This window comes from Streptomyces sp. DS1-CR2, assembly GCF_055760475.1.
The window spans coordinates 7,279,946-7,296,361 of sequence record NZ_CM147085.1; the positions used below are offsets into that span (position 1 = coordinate 7,279,946).

The 16,416-nt window shown below is 70.6% G+C and carries 14 protein-coding genes; 3 read left to right on the top strand and 11 right to left on the bottom strand.

Going from position 1 to position 16,416, the window contains the following annotated elements; genetic code table 11:
* Positions 1-2 precede the first annotated feature (2 nt).
* The 7 genes from pcaDC to ACY0PA_RS34205 are packed head-to-tail and all read right to left on the bottom strand — an operon-like array spanning position 3 to position 6,485.
* Positions 3-1,157 carry a bifunctional 3-oxoadipate enol-lactonase/4-carboxymuconolactone decarboxylase PcaDC gene (gene pcaDC, locus ACY0PA_RS34175; RefSeq protein WP_473081309.1) on the bottom strand — a complete coding sequence of 385 codons (1,155 nt, stop codon included), beginning with the start codon at positions 1,155-1,157 and terminating at the stop codon, positions 3-5.
* The gene (pcaB, locus tag ACY0PA_RS34180) at positions 1,154-2,500 is read right to left on the bottom strand and encodes a 3-carboxy-cis,cis-muconate cycloisomerase (protein ID WP_473081310.1); all 1,347 of its coding nucleotides are present in this window, start codon (positions 2,498-2,500) and stop codon (positions 1,154-1,156) included. Before pcaB ends, pcaDC begins: the two co-directional genes overlap by 4 nt.
* Complete coding sequence (pcaG, locus tag ACY0PA_RS34185) at positions 2,497-3,075, bottom strand: protocatechuate 3,4-dioxygenase subunit alpha (RefSeq protein WP_473081311.1); 579 nt, start codon at positions 3,073-3,075, stop codon at positions 2,497-2,499. Before pcaG ends, pcaB begins: the two co-directional genes overlap by 4 nt.
* The gene (pcaH, locus tag ACY0PA_RS34190) at positions 3,072-3,842 is read right to left on the bottom strand and encodes a protocatechuate 3,4-dioxygenase subunit beta (RefSeq protein ID WP_473081312.1); all 771 of its coding nucleotides are present in this window, start codon (positions 3,840-3,842) and stop codon (positions 3,072-3,074) included. Before pcaH ends, pcaG begins: the two co-directional genes overlap by 4 nt.
* A gap of 17 nt (positions 3,843-3,859) precedes the next feature.
* On the bottom strand, positions 3,860-5,062 hold the full coding sequence (locus ACY0PA_RS34195) for a thiolase family protein (protein WP_473081313.1): 1,203 nt from the start codon (positions 5,060-5,062) through the stop codon (positions 3,860-3,862).
* Positions 5,059-5,703, bottom strand: a complete 645-nt coding sequence (locus ACY0PA_RS34200) for a CoA transferase subunit B (RefSeq protein ID WP_473081314.1) — start codon at positions 5,701-5,703, stop codon at positions 5,059-5,061. Before ACY0PA_RS34200 ends, ACY0PA_RS34195 begins: the two co-directional genes overlap by 4 nt.
* Positions 5,703-6,485, bottom strand: a complete 783-nt coding sequence (locus ACY0PA_RS34205; RefSeq protein ID WP_473081315.1) for a CoA transferase subunit A — start codon at positions 6,483-6,485, stop codon at positions 5,703-5,705. The genes ACY0PA_RS34200 and ACY0PA_RS34205 overlap by 1 nt, the downstream gene beginning before the upstream one ends.
* A 198-nt stretch (positions 6,486-6,683) precedes the next feature.
* Here ACY0PA_RS34205 and ACY0PA_RS34210 point away from each other — a divergent pair, with 198 nt between their 5' ends.
* Positions 6,684-7,145, top strand: a complete 462-nt coding sequence (locus tag ACY0PA_RS34210) for a MarR family winged helix-turn-helix transcriptional regulator (RefSeq protein ID WP_454396339.1) — start codon at positions 6,684-6,686, stop codon at positions 7,143-7,145.
* Positions 7,146-7,174: 29 nt separating this feature from the next.
* Here the strand turns inward: ACY0PA_RS34210 and ACY0PA_RS34215 are convergent, their stop codons facing one another.
* Together ACY0PA_RS34215 and ACY0PA_RS34220 are read right to left on the bottom strand one after the other, a co-directional pair.
* Complete coding sequence (locus ACY0PA_RS34215) at positions 7,175-8,137, bottom strand: DUF3048 domain-containing protein (protein ID WP_473081316.1); 963 nt, start codon at positions 8,135-8,137, stop codon at positions 7,175-7,177.
* Between the two features lie 132 nt (positions 8,138-8,269).
* Positions 8,270-9,331, bottom strand: a complete 1,062-nt coding sequence (locus ACY0PA_RS34220; protein WP_473086519.1) for an ATP-dependent DNA ligase — start codon at positions 9,329-9,331, stop codon at positions 8,270-8,272.
* Positions 9,332-9,411: 80 nt separating this feature from the next.
* On the opposite strand from ACY0PA_RS34220, the gene ligD reads away from it, so the two are divergent.
* A complete protein-coding gene (gene ligD / locus ACY0PA_RS34225) occupies positions 9,412-10,437 on the top strand; it encodes a non-homologous end-joining DNA ligase (RefSeq protein ID WP_473081317.1) in 1,026 nt (341 codons plus the stop codon).
* A gap of 77 nt (positions 10,438-10,514) precedes the next feature.
* Here the strand turns inward: ligD and ACY0PA_RS34230 are convergent, their stop codons facing one another.
* Together ACY0PA_RS34230 and ACY0PA_RS34235 are read right to left on the bottom strand one after the other, a co-directional pair.
* On the bottom strand, positions 10,515-12,716 hold the full coding sequence (locus tag ACY0PA_RS34230; protein ID WP_473081318.1) for an OmpL47-type beta-barrel domain-containing protein: 2,202 nt from the start codon (positions 12,714-12,716) through the stop codon (positions 10,515-10,517).
* Between the two features lie 5 nt (positions 12,717-12,721).
* On the bottom strand, positions 12,722-15,238 hold the full coding sequence (locus tag ACY0PA_RS34235; protein WP_473081319.1) for a ThuA domain-containing protein: 2,517 nt from the start codon (positions 15,236-15,238) through the stop codon (positions 12,722-12,724).
* A gap of 208 nt (positions 15,239-15,446) precedes the next feature.
* Here ACY0PA_RS34235 and ACY0PA_RS34240 point away from each other — a divergent pair, with 208 nt between their 5' ends.
* Positions 15,447-16,403 carry a multicopper oxidase domain-containing protein gene (locus tag ACY0PA_RS34240; protein ID WP_473081320.1) on the top strand — a complete coding sequence of 319 codons (957 nt, stop codon included), beginning with the start codon at positions 15,447-15,449 and terminating at the stop codon, positions 16,401-16,403.
* Positions 16,404-16,416: the final 13 nt, after the last annotated feature.

Genomic DNA, 16,416 nt, shown 5'->3' on the forward strand with positions numbered 1-16,416 from the left:
GCTCAGCCTGCCGCCGGGCCCTCGCCGCTCTCCTCGGAGAGGACCCGCTGCGCCACCGCGAACGCCGAATTCGCCGCGGGGACACCGCAGTACACCGCGGACTGCAGCAGTACGGCGCCGATCTCGTCCGGCGTCAGGCCGTTGCGCAGCGCGGCGCGCACATGCATCGCCAGCTCGTCGTAGTGGCCGTGGGCCACCAGCGCCGTCATCGTGATCATGGAGCGTTCGCGGCGCGTCAGCGTCGGGTCGGTCCAGATCTCGCCCCACGCGTAGCGCGAGATGAAGTCCTGGAAGCGGGCCGTGAAGGGGCTCTGCCGGGCCTGCGCGCGGTCGACGTGCGTGTCGCCGAGCACCTGCCTGCGTACCTCCATCCCGCGTTTGACGCCCCCGCCGAGCTGGGCCCGCAGCGCCGTGATCACGGGTTCGGGGCACTGGGCGGGGGCGAGGTGCGAGGCACCCGCGATCTCGACGAGCGACGAGCCGGGCACCGCGTCGGCGATCTCCCGCAGATGCGCGGGCGGCGTCGCCGGGTCCTCGCGGCCCGCGATCAGCAGCGTGGGGGCCGTGATCGAGGCGAGCTCCTCGCGGATGTCGAACGCGGCGAGCGCGTCACAACAGGCCGCGTACGCCTCCGAGTCGGCGGTGCGGTGGTCCTCGATGAGGGCGGGCACCGTGAATCCGGGCGTGAACCAGCGCCGGTCGGCGGTCTCCGCGACCGGGCCGAGCCCCTCGTGGCGTACGAGCCGGGCCCGTTCCTCCCAGGGCTTCGAGCCGCCGAAGTGCGCCGACGAGCAGATCACCGCGAGGCTCGACACCCGCTGTGGGTGGTGGACCGCGAGGTGCAGGCCCACCGCGCCGCCGAGCGACACCCCCGCGTACGCGAAGCGCTCGATGCCGAGAGAGTCGGCGAGATCCAGGACGAGCCCGGCCAGATCGGCGACGGTCGCACCCGGGCCGATCAGGCCTGCCGGGGACTTTCCATGTCCCGGCAGGTCCCAGGGCACCACACGGTGGGTGACGGACAGTTCGGGCGCGACCAGGTCCCACAGGGCGGTGGAGGTGCCGAGCGAGGGGCCCAGGAGGAGCGGGGGAGCGGTGGCGGGGCCTTCGGCGCGGTGGTGAAGAAGGGTGCCGCGGTCGGGGGATGCAGTGCTCAACGTCGCTCCAGGGCACGGTCGGTGAGGGCTCCGGCGGAGCCGGTGTAACGAGCGGGGTCGGTGAGGTCGGCCAGGTCGACGCCCTTGAGGCCGGGCTCGTCGGCCAGGATCTCGGCCAGGGGCCTGTCCTCGGCGCGGGTGCGCCGTGCCGCCTCGGTGAGCAGGGACTTCGCGCGGGCGCGCCCGAGCAGGGGCGCCAGCTCGGCGGCCAGGCGCTCCGAGACGATCAACCCATGGGTGGCGAAGAGGTGTTCACGCATCACGTCCGCGTGGACCTGAAGCCCCTCGGCGAGCTCGGCCGCGTCGCGCGCCGCGCCGCCCACGAGCCGCAGGAGGTCGCGCAGCGGCTCCCACTCCGCGTGCCAGGCGCCGGCGGGGCGCTCGTCCTCGGCCGCCATCGACGCGTAGAGCGTCGCGGCGAGCGCGGGTGCGCGGCGGGCGGCCGCCGCGACGAGCGTGGCCCTGACCGGGTTCGCCTTGTGCGGCATCGCGGAGGAACCGCCGCCCGCCCCCTCCGACAGCTCGCCGATCTCCGTACGGGACAGCGTGAGCACGTCCGCCGTCGGCTTCGCGAGGGCCCCGGCCGTGAAGGCGAGCGCGCCCGCGAGGTCGGCGACCGGGGTGCGCAGGGTGTGCCACGGCAACACGGGTGCGACCAGGCCGAGTTCGGCCGCGTACGCCTCGGTCAGCTCACCGGCGTTCGTGGCGCCGAACACACCGAACGCCGCCAACGTGCCTGCCGCGCCGCCCAGTTGGACAGGAAGCGAAGCCCGCACGGTGTTCAGCCGGTCGCGTGCGTCGAGGACGAGCGAGCGCCAGCCTGCCGCCTTCAGGCCGAACGTCGTCGGCACGGCGTGCTGCGTGAGCGTACGGCCCGGCATGACGGTGTCGCGGTGCGCGGATGCGAGCCGGCCGAGCGCGCTCTGTGTGCGCGCCAGGTCGCCGAGCACCCCGTCCAGTGTCCGGGCCGCGACCAGCATGAGCGCCGTGTCCAGGATGTCCTGGCTGGTGGCGCCCCGGTGGACGTACGGGGCGTGCTCCCCGGCCACGGCGGCCGTCAGGTCGGCGACCAGCGGGATCACCGGGTTGCCCCCGGAGCGGGCACGCAGCGCGAGGTCACGGAGGTCGAAGCGCCCCTCGTCCGCGGCGGCGCGCGTCACCGCGTCCGCCGCGGCCACGGGCGAAAGGCCAAGGGCGGCCTGCGCCCGGGTGAGCCCCGCCTCCGCGTCGAGCAGGGCGCGCAGGACTGCCGCGTCCGAGGTGTCCGACTCGGCGGGTGAGCCCGCCCGGCCGGGGGAGAGCAGCCCGGCGTCGGGATCGGCGTCAGGATCGACGTGTGTCACTGGAACTCCAGGAAGACCGTTTCGCCTTCGCCCTGAAGGCGGATGTCGAAACGGTACGTGCGGTGCGCGTCTTCCTGCGGCTGCGCGAGCAGCGTCGCGCGCCGCTCGGCTGACAGTGAGTCGAGCAGCGGGTCCGCGCCGTCGGAGAGGTAGGCGCGGGTGAACAGGTGGTGCAGCAGACCGCGCGCGAACACGCACACGCTGACGTACGGCAGTCCCGCGTTGCCCGGCGGCAGTGTGAAGAGGGCGTAGTGCCCGTCGGCGTCCGTGGCGACCCGGCCGAATCCGGTGAAGTCCGTGCCGTTGCGGCCGAGATGACCGCCGGTCGTGGGGTCGCGGCGCAGTGAGCCGGGTGCCCCGTCGAGCGAGCCGTCGGGTCCGGCCTGCCAGAACTCCAGGATGGCGTCCGGCACCGGGGCGCCCTCGCCGTCGAGCACGTAGCCGTGCAGGGCGATCGTGTCGGGATGGCCCTTCGGCGCGACCTGCTCGCCCTCGGGGAACGGCAGGGCGTAGCCGTAGAACGGGCCGACGGTGTGCGACGGCGTGGGGAGGAGCTTCTCGGGCACGGAGGTCATCGGCCTTCCTCGATCCAGGTGGCGGAGGGACCGTCGAGGACGATGTCCCACTCGTAGCCGAGGGAGAACTCGGGCTGGGACAGGTCGTGGTTGTACGCCGCGACCAGGCGGTCGCGCGCATCGTCGTCCGTCACCGAGCGCAGGATCGGGTCGTAGCGGAACAGCGGGTCGTTCGGGAAGTACATCTGTGTCACGAGCCGCTGCGTGAACGCGTCCCCGAACAGGGAGAAATGGATGTGTGCGGGGCGCCACGCGTTGGTGTGGTTGCGCCACGGGTACGCGCCCGGCTTCACGGTGGTGAAGGAGTAGCGGCCCTGATCATCCGTCAGCGTGCGCCCCACGCCGGTGAAGTTGGGGTCGAGCGGCGCCGGGTGCTGGTCACGCAGATGCGCGTACCGGCCCGACGCGTTGGCCTGCCAGATCTCCACGAGCTGGCCGCGCACGGGGCGGCCGTCGCTGTCGAGCAGTCGTCCGGAGACGGTGATGCGCTCGCCGAGCGGCTCGCCCGCGTGCTGACGCGTCAGGTCCTGGTCGATGTCGGTGATGTCCGTGGCGCCGAAGACGGGCCCGGACAGCTCGACGGTCTCCGGGTCGCCGCCGTTCACGGCGACGAGCGGCTGCTTCGGGTGCCGCAGGAGCGAGCTGCGGTACGGCGCGTAGTCGCGCGCCGGGTGGTGCTGGGCGGGCGCGCCGCCCGCGCGCGCCTTGTCGTACGCGCTCTGGAGGTCCGCGACCTCGACGTCGATGTCCGACTGGGTGAGTGCCATGGTGGGTTCCTGAGTCCTTAGCGTTCGAGGACGAGGGCGAGGCCCTGTCCGACGCCGATGCAGAGGGTGGCGACGCCGGTGCCGGAACCGGCGGCCGTGAGCTGGTGCGCGACGGATCCGGCGAGCCGCGCGCCGGACGCGCCGAGCGGGTGGCCGATCGCGATGGCGCCGCCGCGCGGGTTGAGGATCGCGGGGTCGAACTCGGGCCACTCGGCCACACAGCCGAGGACCTGCGCGGCGAACGCCTCGTTCAGTTCGAGGGTGGTCAGGTCGCCGAACCCCTTGCCTGCCCTGGTAAGCGCGCGGTTGACCGCCTCGACGGGGCCGAGCCCGAAGTAGTGCGGGTCGATCGCGGCGACCCCGGAGGCCGTCACCCGGGCGAGCGGCTCGCGGCCGGTGGCCTTCAGACCCTCCTCGTCGACGAGCAGAAGCGCGGCGGCGCCGTCGTTGAGCGGCGACGCGTTGCCCGCGGTCACCGTCCCGTTCTCGCTGCGGAACGACGGCTTGAGCTTGGCCATGGCCTCGAGCGACGCGCTCTCGCGCACACACTCGTCACGCGCGACGACGAGCGGGTCGCCCTTGCGCTGCGGCACGGCCACCGGCACGATCTCGGCGTCGAACAGGCCGTTCTTCTGCGCGGCGGATGCCTTCTCGTGCGAGGCGAGCGCGTACGCGTCCTGCTGCTCACGCGTGATCCCGTGCTTGTCGGCGATCAGCTCGGCCGACTCGCCGAGCGGCACGGTCCACTGCGGCTCCATCCGGGGGTTGACCATGCGCCAGCCCAGGGTCGTGGAGTACAGCTCCATGTTGCCCGCGGGGAACGGCCGGTCGTTCTTGGGGAGCACGTAGGGAGCGCGCGTCATCGACTCGACGCCGCCGGCCACCGCGATGGAGATGTCGCCGAGCGCGATGGCCCGCGCGGCCTGGATGACGGCTTCGAGGCCGGAGGCGCACAGCCGGTTGACGGTGACGCCGGGCACGGAGGTGGGCAGCCCGGCGAGCAGCCCCGCCATGCGGCCGACGTTGCGGTTCTCCTCGCCCGCGCCGTTGGCGTTGCCGAAGTACACGTCGCCGATCAGCGCCGGGTCCAACTCCGGTGTACGCGTGAGCAGTTCACGGATGACATGCGCGCCGAGGTCGTCCGGGCGCACGGAGGCGAGGGAGCCGTTGTACCTGCCGACCGGCGTGCGGACGGCATCGACGACGTAGACGTCCTTCATCGGGCTTCCTCCGGGATGCGGACCTTGGCGGCAGTCCTCGCGGTGACGTCGTCGACGGTGACGCCGGGGGCCAGCTCGACGAGTTCGAGCCCGTCGGCGGTGACGTCGAGGACGCAGAGGTCGGTGATGACGCGGTTGACGCAGCCCTTGCCGGTCAGCGGCAGCGTGCAGTCCTCGACGATCTTGGGGGTGCCGTCCTTGGCGGTGTGGGTCATGGCGACGATGACCCTCCGCGCGCCGTGGACGAGGTCCATGGCCCCGCCGATCCCGGTGATCATCTTGCCGGGGACGGCCCAGTTGGCGAGGTCGCCGCGGGCGGAGACCTGCATCGCGCCGAGGACGGCGACGTCGATGTGGCCGCCGCGGATCATGCCGAAGGAGAGCGCCGAGTCGAAGTACGAGGCGCCGGGCAGGACGGTGACGGTCTCCTTGCCGGCGTTGATGAGATCGGGGTCGACCTCGTCGTCGGCCGGGTAGGGGCCGACGCCCAGGATGCCGTTCTCGGATTCGAGGACGACCTCGACGCCGGGCGGCAGGTGGTTCGGGATGAGCGTCGGCAGGCCGATGCCGAGGTTGACGTACTGGCCGTCGCGCAGCTCGCGGGCGGCGCGCGCGGCCATCTCTTCACGGGTCCAGGCCATCAGCTGCTCACCGTTCCTCGTGCCTCAGGCGCGGAGACGGTGCGCCGTTCGATCTGCTTGTCCGTGGCCTGCGCGGGCGTGAGGGGCACGACGCGCTGGACGAAGATGCCGGGCACGTGCACGGCGTCGGGGTCGATGTCGCCGGGTTCGACGAGTTCTTCCACCTCGGCGACGGTGACGCGTCCGGCCATCGCGGCGAGGGGGTTGAAATTGCGGGTGGACTTGTTGAACACGAGGTTCCCGTGGCGGTCGCCCTTGGCGGCGCGCACGAGGGCGAAGTCGGTGCGGATGCCGCGCTCGAGGACGTAGTCCGTGCCGTCGAAGGTGCGGACCTCCTTGGGCGGGGACGCCAGCGCGACGCCGCCCTGGCCGTCGTAGCGCCAGGGGAGTCCGCCCTCGGCGACCTGGGTGCCGACGCCGGCGGGCGTGTAGAACGCGGGGATGCCGGCGCCGCCGGCCCGCAGGCGCTCGGCGAGCGTGCCCTGCGGGATCATCTCGACCTCGACCTCGCCGGACAGGTACTGGCGGGCGAACTCCTTGTTGGCGCCGATGTACGACCCGGTGACCCGGGCGATCCGCCCGGCCGCGAGCAGCACGGCCAGGCCCGAGTCCAGCGCCCCGCAGTTGTTGGAGACCACGCTCAGGCCCGTGGTGCCGCGCTCGTGGAGCGCGCCGATGAGCACGTTCGGGACGCCGACCAGGCCGAACCCGCCGACTGCGAGGGACGCCCCGTCCCCCACGTCGGCGACCGCTTCCGCGGCCGTCGCCACCACCTTGTCCATCCGAGCCAGCCTCTCCACGAACTTGAAATGCTCAGCGCACTGAGCATTTATGTGACTGGCGCTTACGGTGCCACCGCATGCCCAAACCGTCAATAGTTCGGGGATACGACGGTGGGAAGCAGGGGAGTCGACTCGACACGGGCTGCCCTATGGTCGAGTATTGGTCAGTACACACCCGAAAAATTCCGGAGGTCCGCGATGGCCGCGGTGGATCTGACCACCCACCCGGGGCACCTGGCCCGGCGCCTCCAGCAGGCGCACTACCTGCTGTGGAACACGATGGTCTCCGAGGAGATCACCTCACCGCAGTTCGCCGTCCTGAACGCGCTCGTCGCCGAGCCCGGCCTCGACCAGCGCACCGTGGGCGAGCGCGTCGGCCTCGACCGCTCGACCATCGCCGAGGTCATCAGCCGCCTCAGCCGCCGTGGACTGATCGACAAGGTGCGCGACCCGCAGGACGGCCGCCGCTCCCTGCTGCGCCTCACCGGCGACGGGACGCGCGTCCACCGCAAACTGACCGTGCGCACGGCCCGGATGAATCAGATCTTCCTCGCGCCGCTGTCCGCCGACGAGCAGGCCGTGTTCTTCGACCTGATCCAGCGCGTCTCGGACGCGGCGGAGGGGCTTCGCCATCCGACGGAGCCGCTCGCGAAGGCCTGACGACGGTGTCCCGGTGCGAGCCGGGGCTCTCACCGCTCGGCGAAGAGGACCCACACCTGCCCGCGCGCGAACGTCATGCGCTTGCCGCCGCCCGCCGTCGTGAACTGTGTGCCGTCGGCCGCCGAGCGCCGCTCCCACCGGACGTCGTACGCCAGGCCGTCCCGCAGTACCGTCGCCTTGCCCGAACCCACGGTGTCGGAGAACGGTGACGTGTTCCCCGACCGGTCGTGGAACCGCGAGCTGCGGACATCGACGTACTGGACGACGACGGTCGAAGCGTTCAGCATCCCGCCGTCCGTGGTGCGTGCCCGGGTGCCGTCCATCGATACCTGCCAACTACCGGTCTGGGCCGACCAGTTGAAGGTGAAGCGCGCCGCCGGGAAGCGCACGGTGAGGGCGTTCTTCGCCTGCCCGCCCGGCGGGCGCGCCCCGAATGTGACCCCGGCCGCCGCCAGCGCGCCCGCCTGCGGCGTCACGCCCAGCTTGCCGGGTCGGAGGTAGAGGTTGTGCGGCGCAGGCTTGTCGCTGCCGCGGAAGTAGGCGGCGGCCGGGGCCTTGCCGGGCGGGAGCGCGTCGAGCGGGGCCTCGGCGATCAGCGGCAGCAGTTTCGACTGGGCGCCGGAGAACGCGAGCGTGGGGCGGTCGAACTGCCGCAGCAGTTCGAGATCGGTCTCGCGGGCGCTGCGCACCGGGCCGACCACGGGCGGCAGCCGGGTCGCGTACACGGCCATCAGCCGGCTCAGACCGCTCTCGACCTGCTCCGCGTAGATGATGTCGGCCCGGCCGATGCCGGTCTGCGGGCGGGCGGGACCCACGTTGTCGATCTTCACGGCGAGAACGGGGCCACGGCTTCCCCCTCCGGTGGGGCTCGCGGAGTGGCCGTCCGGCGGGTGTCCGTCGCCGACCGTGCACCCGGCGGCCGTAGCGGCCAGGACCGCCGCGACGATCGCGGCCCGCCGCACGCGCCTCACCCGCACCCGTCGTATTCGCACGTGTGGGTGATACCCGCCCGGCAGCGGATCGATCAGTTCCGGTCGAACGTGTTCGACATACTTGGCGGAGCTCACGTGAGCCGACGCTCATATCGGCACGGGGGTGTCCGGCCACGATCCGCCGGACACCCCCTAGCGCAGGACATCCGCCAGGTCGTACCGCACCGGCTCGTCCAGCTGCGCGTACGTGCAGCTCTCGGGCGTCCGGTCCGGGCGCCAGCGGCGGAAGCGGGCCGTGTGGCGAAAGCGTGCGCCGTTCTCCATGTGCTCGTACGCCACCTCGGCGACGAGCCGCGGTTCGAGGGGTACCCACGAAAGGTCCTTCTTGCCGGTCCAGCGGCTCGTCGCCCCGGGCAGGCGGGACTTCTCGTGCGCCGACTCCTCGGTCCACGCGGCCCACGGATGGTCCTGCGTCGACTCGAGGCGCAGCGGCTCAAGCTCCGCGATCAGCTCCGTACGCCGTTTCATTGTGAACGCCGCGCACACGCCCACATGCTGGAGGACGCCCTCGTCGTCGTACAGGCCGAGCAGCAGGGAGCCGACGACCGGGCCGCTCTTGTGGAAGCGGTAGCCCGCCACGACACAGTCCGCGGTCCGCTCATGCTTGATCTTGAACATCAGGCGTTCGTTCTCGCGATAGCGCAGGTCGAACGGCTTGGCGATCACCCCGTCGAGGCCCGCGCCCTCGTACTGCTCGAACCACGTCTGCGCCAGCTCGGCGTCGGTCGTCGACGGGGCCAGGTGGACGGGCGGCGTCGCGCCCGACAGCGCCTCGGCCAGGCGGGCCCGGCGGTCCACCATGGGCGTGTCCATCAGCGACTCGTCGCCGAGGGCCAGTACGTCGAACGCCACGAACGACGCCGGGGTCCGCTCCGCCAGCGTCCTCACCCGGGACGCGGCCGGGTGGATGCGTTCGGTGAGCGCGTCGAAGTCGAGCCGGCCGTCCCTGGCGATCACGATCTCGCCGTCCAGGACACAGCGCTGCGGCAGCCGGTCGAGGAGGGCGGCGACCAGCTCGGGGAAGTAGCGGGTCAGGGGTTTGCCCGTGCGGCTGCCGATCTCCAGGTCGGCGCCGTCCCGGAAGACGATCGCGCGGAAGCCGTCCCATTTCGCCTCGTAACTCATCCCCGGCGGGATCTTCGCGACGGACTTGGCGAGCATCGGCTTCACGGGCGGCATCACCGGCAGATCCATGACCATGAGCCGATTCTGTCGCGATACGCCGTCACCCGCCCGGTATGCGCACGGAGGCCGTTGCGCCTAGCGTGGCCCGCATGGGCAAGTCGAACGGTGCGGCCGTGGAGCTGGAGGCGGGGGAGCGGACGGTACGCCTGTCCAGCCCGGACCGGGTCATGTTCCCCGAGCCCGGATACACCAAGCTCGACCTCGCCCGCTACTTCCTCTCCGTCGGCCCCGGCATCGTGCGCGCCCTGCGCGACCGCCCCACCACCCTCCAGCGCTACCCCGAGGGCCTGGACGGCGAGTCCTTCTACCAGAAGCGCGCCGCCAGGAACCTGCCCGACTGGATCCCCACCGGCACCATCACCTTCCCCAGCGGGCGCCACGCGGACGAGATGTGCCCCACCGAGATCGCCGCCGTCATCTGGGCGGCCCAGTACGGCACCCTCACCTTCCACCCCTGGCCCGTCCGGCGCGCGCGCCCCGACCACCCCGACGAGCTGCGCATCGACCTCGACCCGCAGCCCGGCACCGACTACACCGACGCCGTCCGCGCCGCCCACGAGCTGCGCTCCGTCCTCCATGACTTCGGCGGGCTGCGCGGCTGGCCCAAGACGTCCGGCGGCCGCGGCATGCACGTCTTCGTGCCGATCGCCCCGCACTGGACGTTCGTCGAGGTGCGCCGCGCGGCCATCGCCTGCGGCCGCGAGCTGGAGCGCCGTATGCCCGACCGCGCCACCACGGCCTGGTGGAAGGAGGAGCGCGGCGAGCGCATCTTCGTCGACTTCAACCAGACCGCACGCGACCGCACCATCGCCTCCGCCTACTCGGTACGGCCACGGCCGAACGCCCCCGTCTCCGCGCCGCTGCGCTGGGACGAGGTCGACGACGCGCGCCCGGCCGACTTCGACATCGGGTCGATGCCGGCCCGCTACGCCGAACTCGGCGACGTCCACGAGGACATGGACGAGCACGCCTTCCGGCTTGACGCGCTCCTCGAACTCGCCGACCGGGACGAACGGGACCGCGGCCTCGGCGACATGCCGTACCCGCCCGAGTACCCGAAGATGCCGGGCGAGCCCAAGCGGGTACAGCCGAGCCGGGCCAGACACGAGGACTGACCCGGCTCGACTCGCTCAACTGCCTTACACATACTGCCTGTTACAGCTCCACGACCTGTTACAGCTCCATGGCCTGATTACAGCTCCTTGATGCGGATGTCCCGGTACGAGATGACGTCCGTCGTGCTGTGGACCTGGAGTCCGACATAGCCGGAGGAGTACCGCCGGCCATCCGTGCCCGGGTCGTCCCCGCGCGGCGGCTCGAAGACCTGACCGCCCGTGTTGTCGAACTCGTTGATCAGGACGCCGTTGCGCAGGACCGAGAAGTGCTGGCCGACCACACGGATCTCGTAGTCGTTCCACGTGCCCTTCTGGGTGACACCCGCGCCCGCGAGACCCACCCGGTCGAACCCGTAGATCGAACCGGTCTTGTACATGTCGCCGTCAGGCTTGTCGAGCACCTGCACCTCGTGCCCGTACTTGATGGCGACCCACTCGGGCCGCGACTCCTCCGGGTTGTCGTGGACCCACGGGAAGCGCACGAAGACACCGCCGTTGGCGTTGCCCGTGCCCGGCGCGTCGTCCCGCCACTGGAGCTTCAGCGAGAAGTCGCCGTACTTGCGCTGCGGGAACCACAGCATGCCCATGCCCTCGACCGTGGTGCTCGACGTGATCGAGCCGTCCGCGTTCAGGCCGAACTTGCCGCCGCCGACCTGCTCCCACTTGTCGAGCGAGCCCTGCGTGCCGTCGAAGATCTTGCGGTAGCCCTCGGTCTGGCCGGGCTTGCCGATCCCCGACTGCTTGGCGGCGCGGTTGATCTTGTTGTACTCGCGCTGGTCGATCACGCCTTCCTTGAGGAGCTTGTCGGTGACGGTCTTGACGTGCTTGAGGAAGAGGGCCTGCGAGGTCCACTCCCGCTCGTCCTCGATCAACTCGTTGATCCGGCACCGGTTGTTGGTGACCCGGTTCGGGATGCCCGTGTCGACCGTGCCGACAATCACCGTCAACCGCTCGTCGAACTCGGCGCAGTCGGGCGCCGGGACCCCGCCGCCCGTCGTGACCGTGAAGGCCTCCGACTTCGCCGCCGATGTGTTGCCGGCCTTGTCGCTCGCCCGGTACGCGACCGTGTGCGCGCCCGCCCGGTCCACCACGACCGGCGCGGTGTAGGCAAGGTAAGGGCCCGCGTCGAGCGAGTACTCGATCTTGTCGACCTCCGAGTCGGCGTCCGTCGCGGAGACGGTCACCTTGGCGCTCTTGAGGTACGCGCCGTCGGAGTTCTTCTCGCCGTCGACCTTGGCCGACACCTCGGGCGGCGTCTTGTCCTGCACGGGCGGCGCGACCACGGTGAAGTCGACCGACTTCTCCGCGGCCTGGTTCCCCGCCTTGTCCGCGGCGCGGTAGCGGACCGTGTGCGCGCCCACCTCGTGCACCATCACAGGGGAGGTGTACGGCTGCCAGGTGCCGTCCGAACCCACCGCGTACTCAATGGAGTTGACTCCAGAGCCGTTGTCGGAGGCCGTCACCGTGACCGTCGCCATCGAGAGGTACTCGCCCTTGTCGTTCTTCTCGCCGCTGACCGTCGCCGAGGTCTCGGGAGGTGTCTTGTCGTCCGTCGGCGGCGCGACCACGGTGAAGTCGACCGACTTCTCCGCCGCCACGTTCCCCGCCTTGTCGGACGCCCGGTAGCGGATCTTGTGCGTACCGACCTGGTCGACGACCACCGCGGTCGTGTACGGCTGCCACGCGCCGTCGGCGCCGACCGCGTACTCGACCTTGTCGACCCCGGAGCCCGTGTCCGTCGCCGTCACGCTGACCGACGCCGAACCGACGTACTCCCCTTGGGCGTTCTTCTGCCCGTCGACCTTGGCCGAGGTCTCCGGCGCGGCCGTGTCCTCGCCGCCGCCCTCGGTCACGACGAGGATGCCCTGCATGCCCTCGTGGCCGGGGATCGTGCAGTGGTAGCGGTAACGGCCCGGGGTCAGGGTGACCTCGACCGAGTGCTTGCCGCCCTCACCGTCGTTCGGGTTGGCCAGGATGTTCACCGACACGTCGTTGTTGTACTCGGGGTCCGACGTGTCGAACGTCAGCGTGTGCGGCATGCCCATGGTGTTGCCGGTCGCCGCGCTGTTCTCGAAGACGATCGTTGTCGCGCCCGCCACCGCCGTCGTCGGCGCCGAGGCGTACTTGGTGATGTCGTCGCTGCCGGTCCAGTTCAGGACCTGCTGGGCCGCGGCGACCGGGGCGTCCTGCCCGAACGCGACGGGGGAGCCGAGTCCGAGCATCAGCAGCACGGCGGCGAACAGCGCCGTCCACAGTCTTCGCCGGTTCTTGGTGCGCATCCTCATCACTGCGCCTTCCTGGCCAGGTCACCGGCCGCAGGGGTCGCCTCGCCGCCCGTGTAAGTCACCTTCCACAGGGCCGACTTGGCATCCGAGGTGAAGAAGCCACGGCCGTAGTCGAGGACGTAGAGCGCGCCGTCGGGGCCGAACTTCCAGTCCATGAGGTTCTTGATGCCGTCGTTGCCGACCGGCACGATCTTCTTGAGGTTCTCGGCGTGCACCGGGATGCCGCCGTCACCGGCCGTCTTCGGGTCGGTGATCACCGCGTGCCGCGGCTGCGTGGCGTCGTAGAAGTCGCCGACGAACCACTTGCCGTCCCAGTAGCTCGGCCATTTGTCCGCGTTCGGGATCGACGCGTCGTAGCGGTAGACGGGCCCGTCCATCGCGGCCTGCCCGCCGCCCTTCAGCCACGGCAGGAGGTACTTGGCCTCCTCCTTCTTGTACGAGGGGATGCCGTTGGCGTCGCGCGGGTAGTCCGGTGCCCCGCCCTGCGGCGAGTACCAGATGTTGTTGGCGGTCATCGGCGGCAGGTTGACGAGACCGTCGTTGTTCGGCGACTCGTTCTTCAGGTGGTCGCAGTCGTACCAGCCGAGCGGCTTCGTCGGGTCCGGCAGATTGCGGTCGCGGTAGGGCTGCTTGTTGCCCATGCAGTACGGCCAGCCGCGGTTGGACGCCTTGGTGATGACGGCGAACGTGTCGTACTTCGCCGGACCCCAGGTCGTCGACGGCTCACCGGCGTCCGGGCCGACCCAGCCCGCGTACAGCGTGTCGGTCTTCTTGTCGACGGAGATGCGCGCCGGGTTGCGGACACCCATCACATAGATCTCGCCGCGTGTCTTGCCGCCGCCCTCCGCGGCCTCCTTGCCCGTGAATAGGTTGCCCTCCGGCAGCGTGTACGTGCCGTCGGCCTCCGGGTGGATGCGCAGGATCTTGCCGTTGAGGTTGTTCGTGTTGCCGGCGGTGCGGCGCGCGTCGGCGAACGAGACGCCCTTGTAGTTGGGCTCGGGGTTATTGCCCGAGTAACCGTCGCTGAAGCGGCTGGAGTTGTTGTCACCGGTCGCGATGTACAGGTTGCCCTTGGAGTCCCAGGCCATCCCGCCGCCCGCGTGGCAGCAACTGTGGATCTGCACCGGCCACTTGAGCAGCACCTTCTCGCTGCCCATGTCCAGCTTGTTCGTGTCCAGGTCGAGCGTGAAGCGCGAGACGCGGCGCTCGGCCATCTGCTTGTCGCGGTCGATCTGCGAGTGCGGCGTGTAGTGCAGGTACACCCAGCCGTTCTGCTCGAACTTCGGGTCGAGCTCGATGCCGAGCAGGCCCTCCTCGACCTTGACGAGTTCGTCGCCGCCGCCCTTGTTGCCGAAGACGGTGAGCGCCCCGGCCTCGGTCACCTTCTTCGTCTTCGGGTCGTAGACGTGGATCTCGCCCTTGCCCTTGCCGACGTCGGGGTTGTTCCAGTCGGTGACCACCGGCTGCGAGGAGTCAGCGCCGCCGCGCCCGATGTACAGGACCCGCCCGTCGGGGGCGGTGACCAGGCCGTGCGGCTCACCGATCTGGTCGTTCTGACCGGGCTGGTTGGGCTGGGTGAGGCGCTCGGCCTTGTAGTTGGAGTCGATCGCGGCCTTGCAGTCGGCGCGCACGATGCGGCTCGTCCACAGCAGGGCGCCGCGCAGATGCGACTGGAAGTCGACCTCGTCGTAGCTGGAGGCCGTGCCGCCCATGCCCGTGTAGAAGGAGCGTCCGCCGTCGTAGTCGCGGCACCAGGACACCGGGTGGTCCGCACCGTTGGCGCTCGCGCCCGGCTGGTACGTCGACTCGCGGACCCGGGCCACGGTGTGCACCGAGCCGGACGGGTTCTTCACCCAGTTCAGCCACTGGTCGGGCCGCTTCCACTGCACGGGAAGGTCCTGGGTGGCCGGATGCTGTCGGTCACCGACCTCGACGGTGGCCCGCTGGACGTTCGCCGGGCTTGAGTCCGCCGGGCGCGCGCCGATCAGTCCGGTGAACCAGTCCGAGTACGGCTCGGCACGGGCCGCGTCGTGGATGCCTACGAATCCGCCGCCGGCCTCCATGTACGACTCGAGCCCCGCCTCCTGGTCCGGGTCGAGCACGTCGCCGCCGCCGGTCAGGAAGGCGACCGCGTTGAAACGGCCCAGCTTGGTGGCGTCGGTGAACACGGACGCGTCGTCCGTCGCCGTGATCTTGAAGCGCTGGGCGGCGGGGCCGCTCTGGCCGATCTTCTCGATGGCCGCGATGCCCGCGTTCACTACCGGTGACTCGTCACCACCCGCGGCGGAGCCGTAGTACACCAGGACGCGCACATTCGAGCCGCCGGGAGGCGACGGCAGGGACATCGTTGTCATGGATGGTTCGGGACCCGGACGCGCGCTGGCGGCGGGCCCGGTGAGGAGTCCGGCGGCGACCGCCCCGGACGCCAGGATCGCGGCGACTGCGCGGCGTCGTCTGCGTCTGTCTCTGTCCAACCCTCTTACGCCCAAGGGTTTTTGATGCGGCGTGGACCGCATGAGTTCACCCACCCCTCGTCGGTCACAGGTACGGCGCGGATGAAGCTAGACCTCTTTTCGCGGCTCGCCAATAGGTATGGCCGCAGTGGCGCGAACTTTGTCCTGAGTGTGGATAAACGAAGATCACCCGGTTACCGTCTCTCTGGTCGTCACGCGAGGCCCTGGTGCCACGTCCGCGTAAGTCCCGTACGAGAGTGGGGAGTTCGGCATGGACAGACGCAGCTTCAACCGACGGGTGCTGATGGGCGGGGCCGCCGCCGCGACGACGGCGACATCGTTGTCACTCATCGCGGCGACGGATGCCGCCCCGGCGGACGGCCCGGTGCGCACGGCTCCGGCCGGCGGTGAGGTCAAGCGCATCAAGATGTACGCCGAGAAGCTCGCGGACGGGCAGATGGGCTACGGGTTCGAGAAGGGCAAGGCGTCCGTACCCGGCCCTCTGATCGAGCTCAACGAGGGTGACACCCTGCACATCGAGTTCGAGAACACGATGGACGTGGCGGCCAGCCTGCACGTCCACGGCCTTGACTACGAGGTCTCCAGCGACGGCACCAAGCTCAACAGGAGCGACGTCGAGCCCGGCGGCAGGCGCACCTACACCTGGCGGACGCACGTCCCCGGCCGGCGCAAGGACGGCACGTGGCGCGCGGGCAGTGCGGGGTACTGGCACTACCACGACCACGTCGTCGGCACGGAACACGGCACCGGCGGCATCCGCAAGGGCCTGTACGGGCCGGTCATCGTCCGGCGCAAGGGCGACGTCCTGCCGGACGCCACGTTCACGATCGTCTTCAACGACATGACCATCAACAACAAGCTGGCGCACGAGGCCCCCGACTTCGAGGCCACGGTGGGCGATCGCGTCGAGATCGTCATGATCACGCACGGCGAGTACTACCACACCTTCCACATGCACGGTCATCGCTGGGCGGACAACCGCACGGGCATGCTGACCGGCCCGGACGACCCGAGCCAGGTCGTCGACAACAAGATCGTCGGCCCCGCGGACTCGTTCGGCTTCCAGATCATCGCGGGAGAGGGGGTCGGGGCGGGCGCCTGGATGTACCACTGCCATGTCCAGAGTCACTCCGACATGGGGATGGTGGGGCTCTTCCTGGTGAAGAAGGGGGACGGCACGATCCCGGGCTACGAGCCGCACCACTAGGTGGGCACAGCGC

Excerpts from the sequence above, each read along its gene's own strand:
- ACY0PA_RS34205 (WP_473081315.1), bottom strand. The coding sequence starts at position 6,485 with ATGGACAAGGTGGTGGCGACGGCCGCGGAAGCGGTCGCCGACGTGGGG.
- ACY0PA_RS34195 (WP_473081313.1), bottom strand. The coding sequence starts at position 5,062 with ATGAAGGACGTCTACGTCGTCGATGCCGTCCGCACGCCGGTCGGCAGG.
- pcaG (WP_473081311.1), bottom strand. The coding sequence starts at position 3,075 with ATGACCTCCGTGCCCGAGAAGCTCCTCCCCACGCCGTCGCACACCGTC.
- ACY0PA_RS34235 (WP_473081319.1), bottom strand. The coding sequence starts at position 15,238 with ATGCGGTCCACGCCGCATCAAAAACCCTTGGGCGTAAGAGGGTTGGAC.
- ligD (WP_473081317.1), top strand. The coding sequence starts at position 9,412 with ATGGGCAAGTCGAACGGTGCGGCCGTGGAGCTGGAGGCGGGGGAGCGG.
- pcaH (WP_473081312.1), bottom strand. The coding sequence starts at position 3,842 with ATGGCACTCACCCAGTCGGACATCGACGTCGAGGTCGCGGACCTCCAG.
- ACY0PA_RS34200 (WP_473081314.1), bottom strand. The coding sequence starts at position 5,703 with ATGGCCTGGACCCGTGAAGAGATGGCCGCGCGCGCCGCCCGCGAGCTG.
- ACY0PA_RS34220 (WP_473086519.1), bottom strand. The coding sequence starts at position 9,331 with ATGGATCTGCCGGTGATGCCGCCCGTGAAGCCGATGCTCGCCAAGTCC.
- ACY0PA_RS34210 (WP_454396339.1), top strand. The coding sequence starts at position 6,684 with ATGGCCGCGGTGGATCTGACCACCCACCCGGGGCACCTGGCCCGGCGC.
- ACY0PA_RS34240 (WP_473081320.1), top strand. The coding sequence starts at position 15,447 with ATGGACAGACGCAGCTTCAACCGACGGGTGCTGATGGGCGGGGCCGCC.
- ACY0PA_RS34230 (WP_473081318.1), bottom strand. The coding sequence starts at position 12,716 with ATGCGCACCAAGAACCGGCGAAGACTGTGGACGGCGCTGTTCGCCGCC.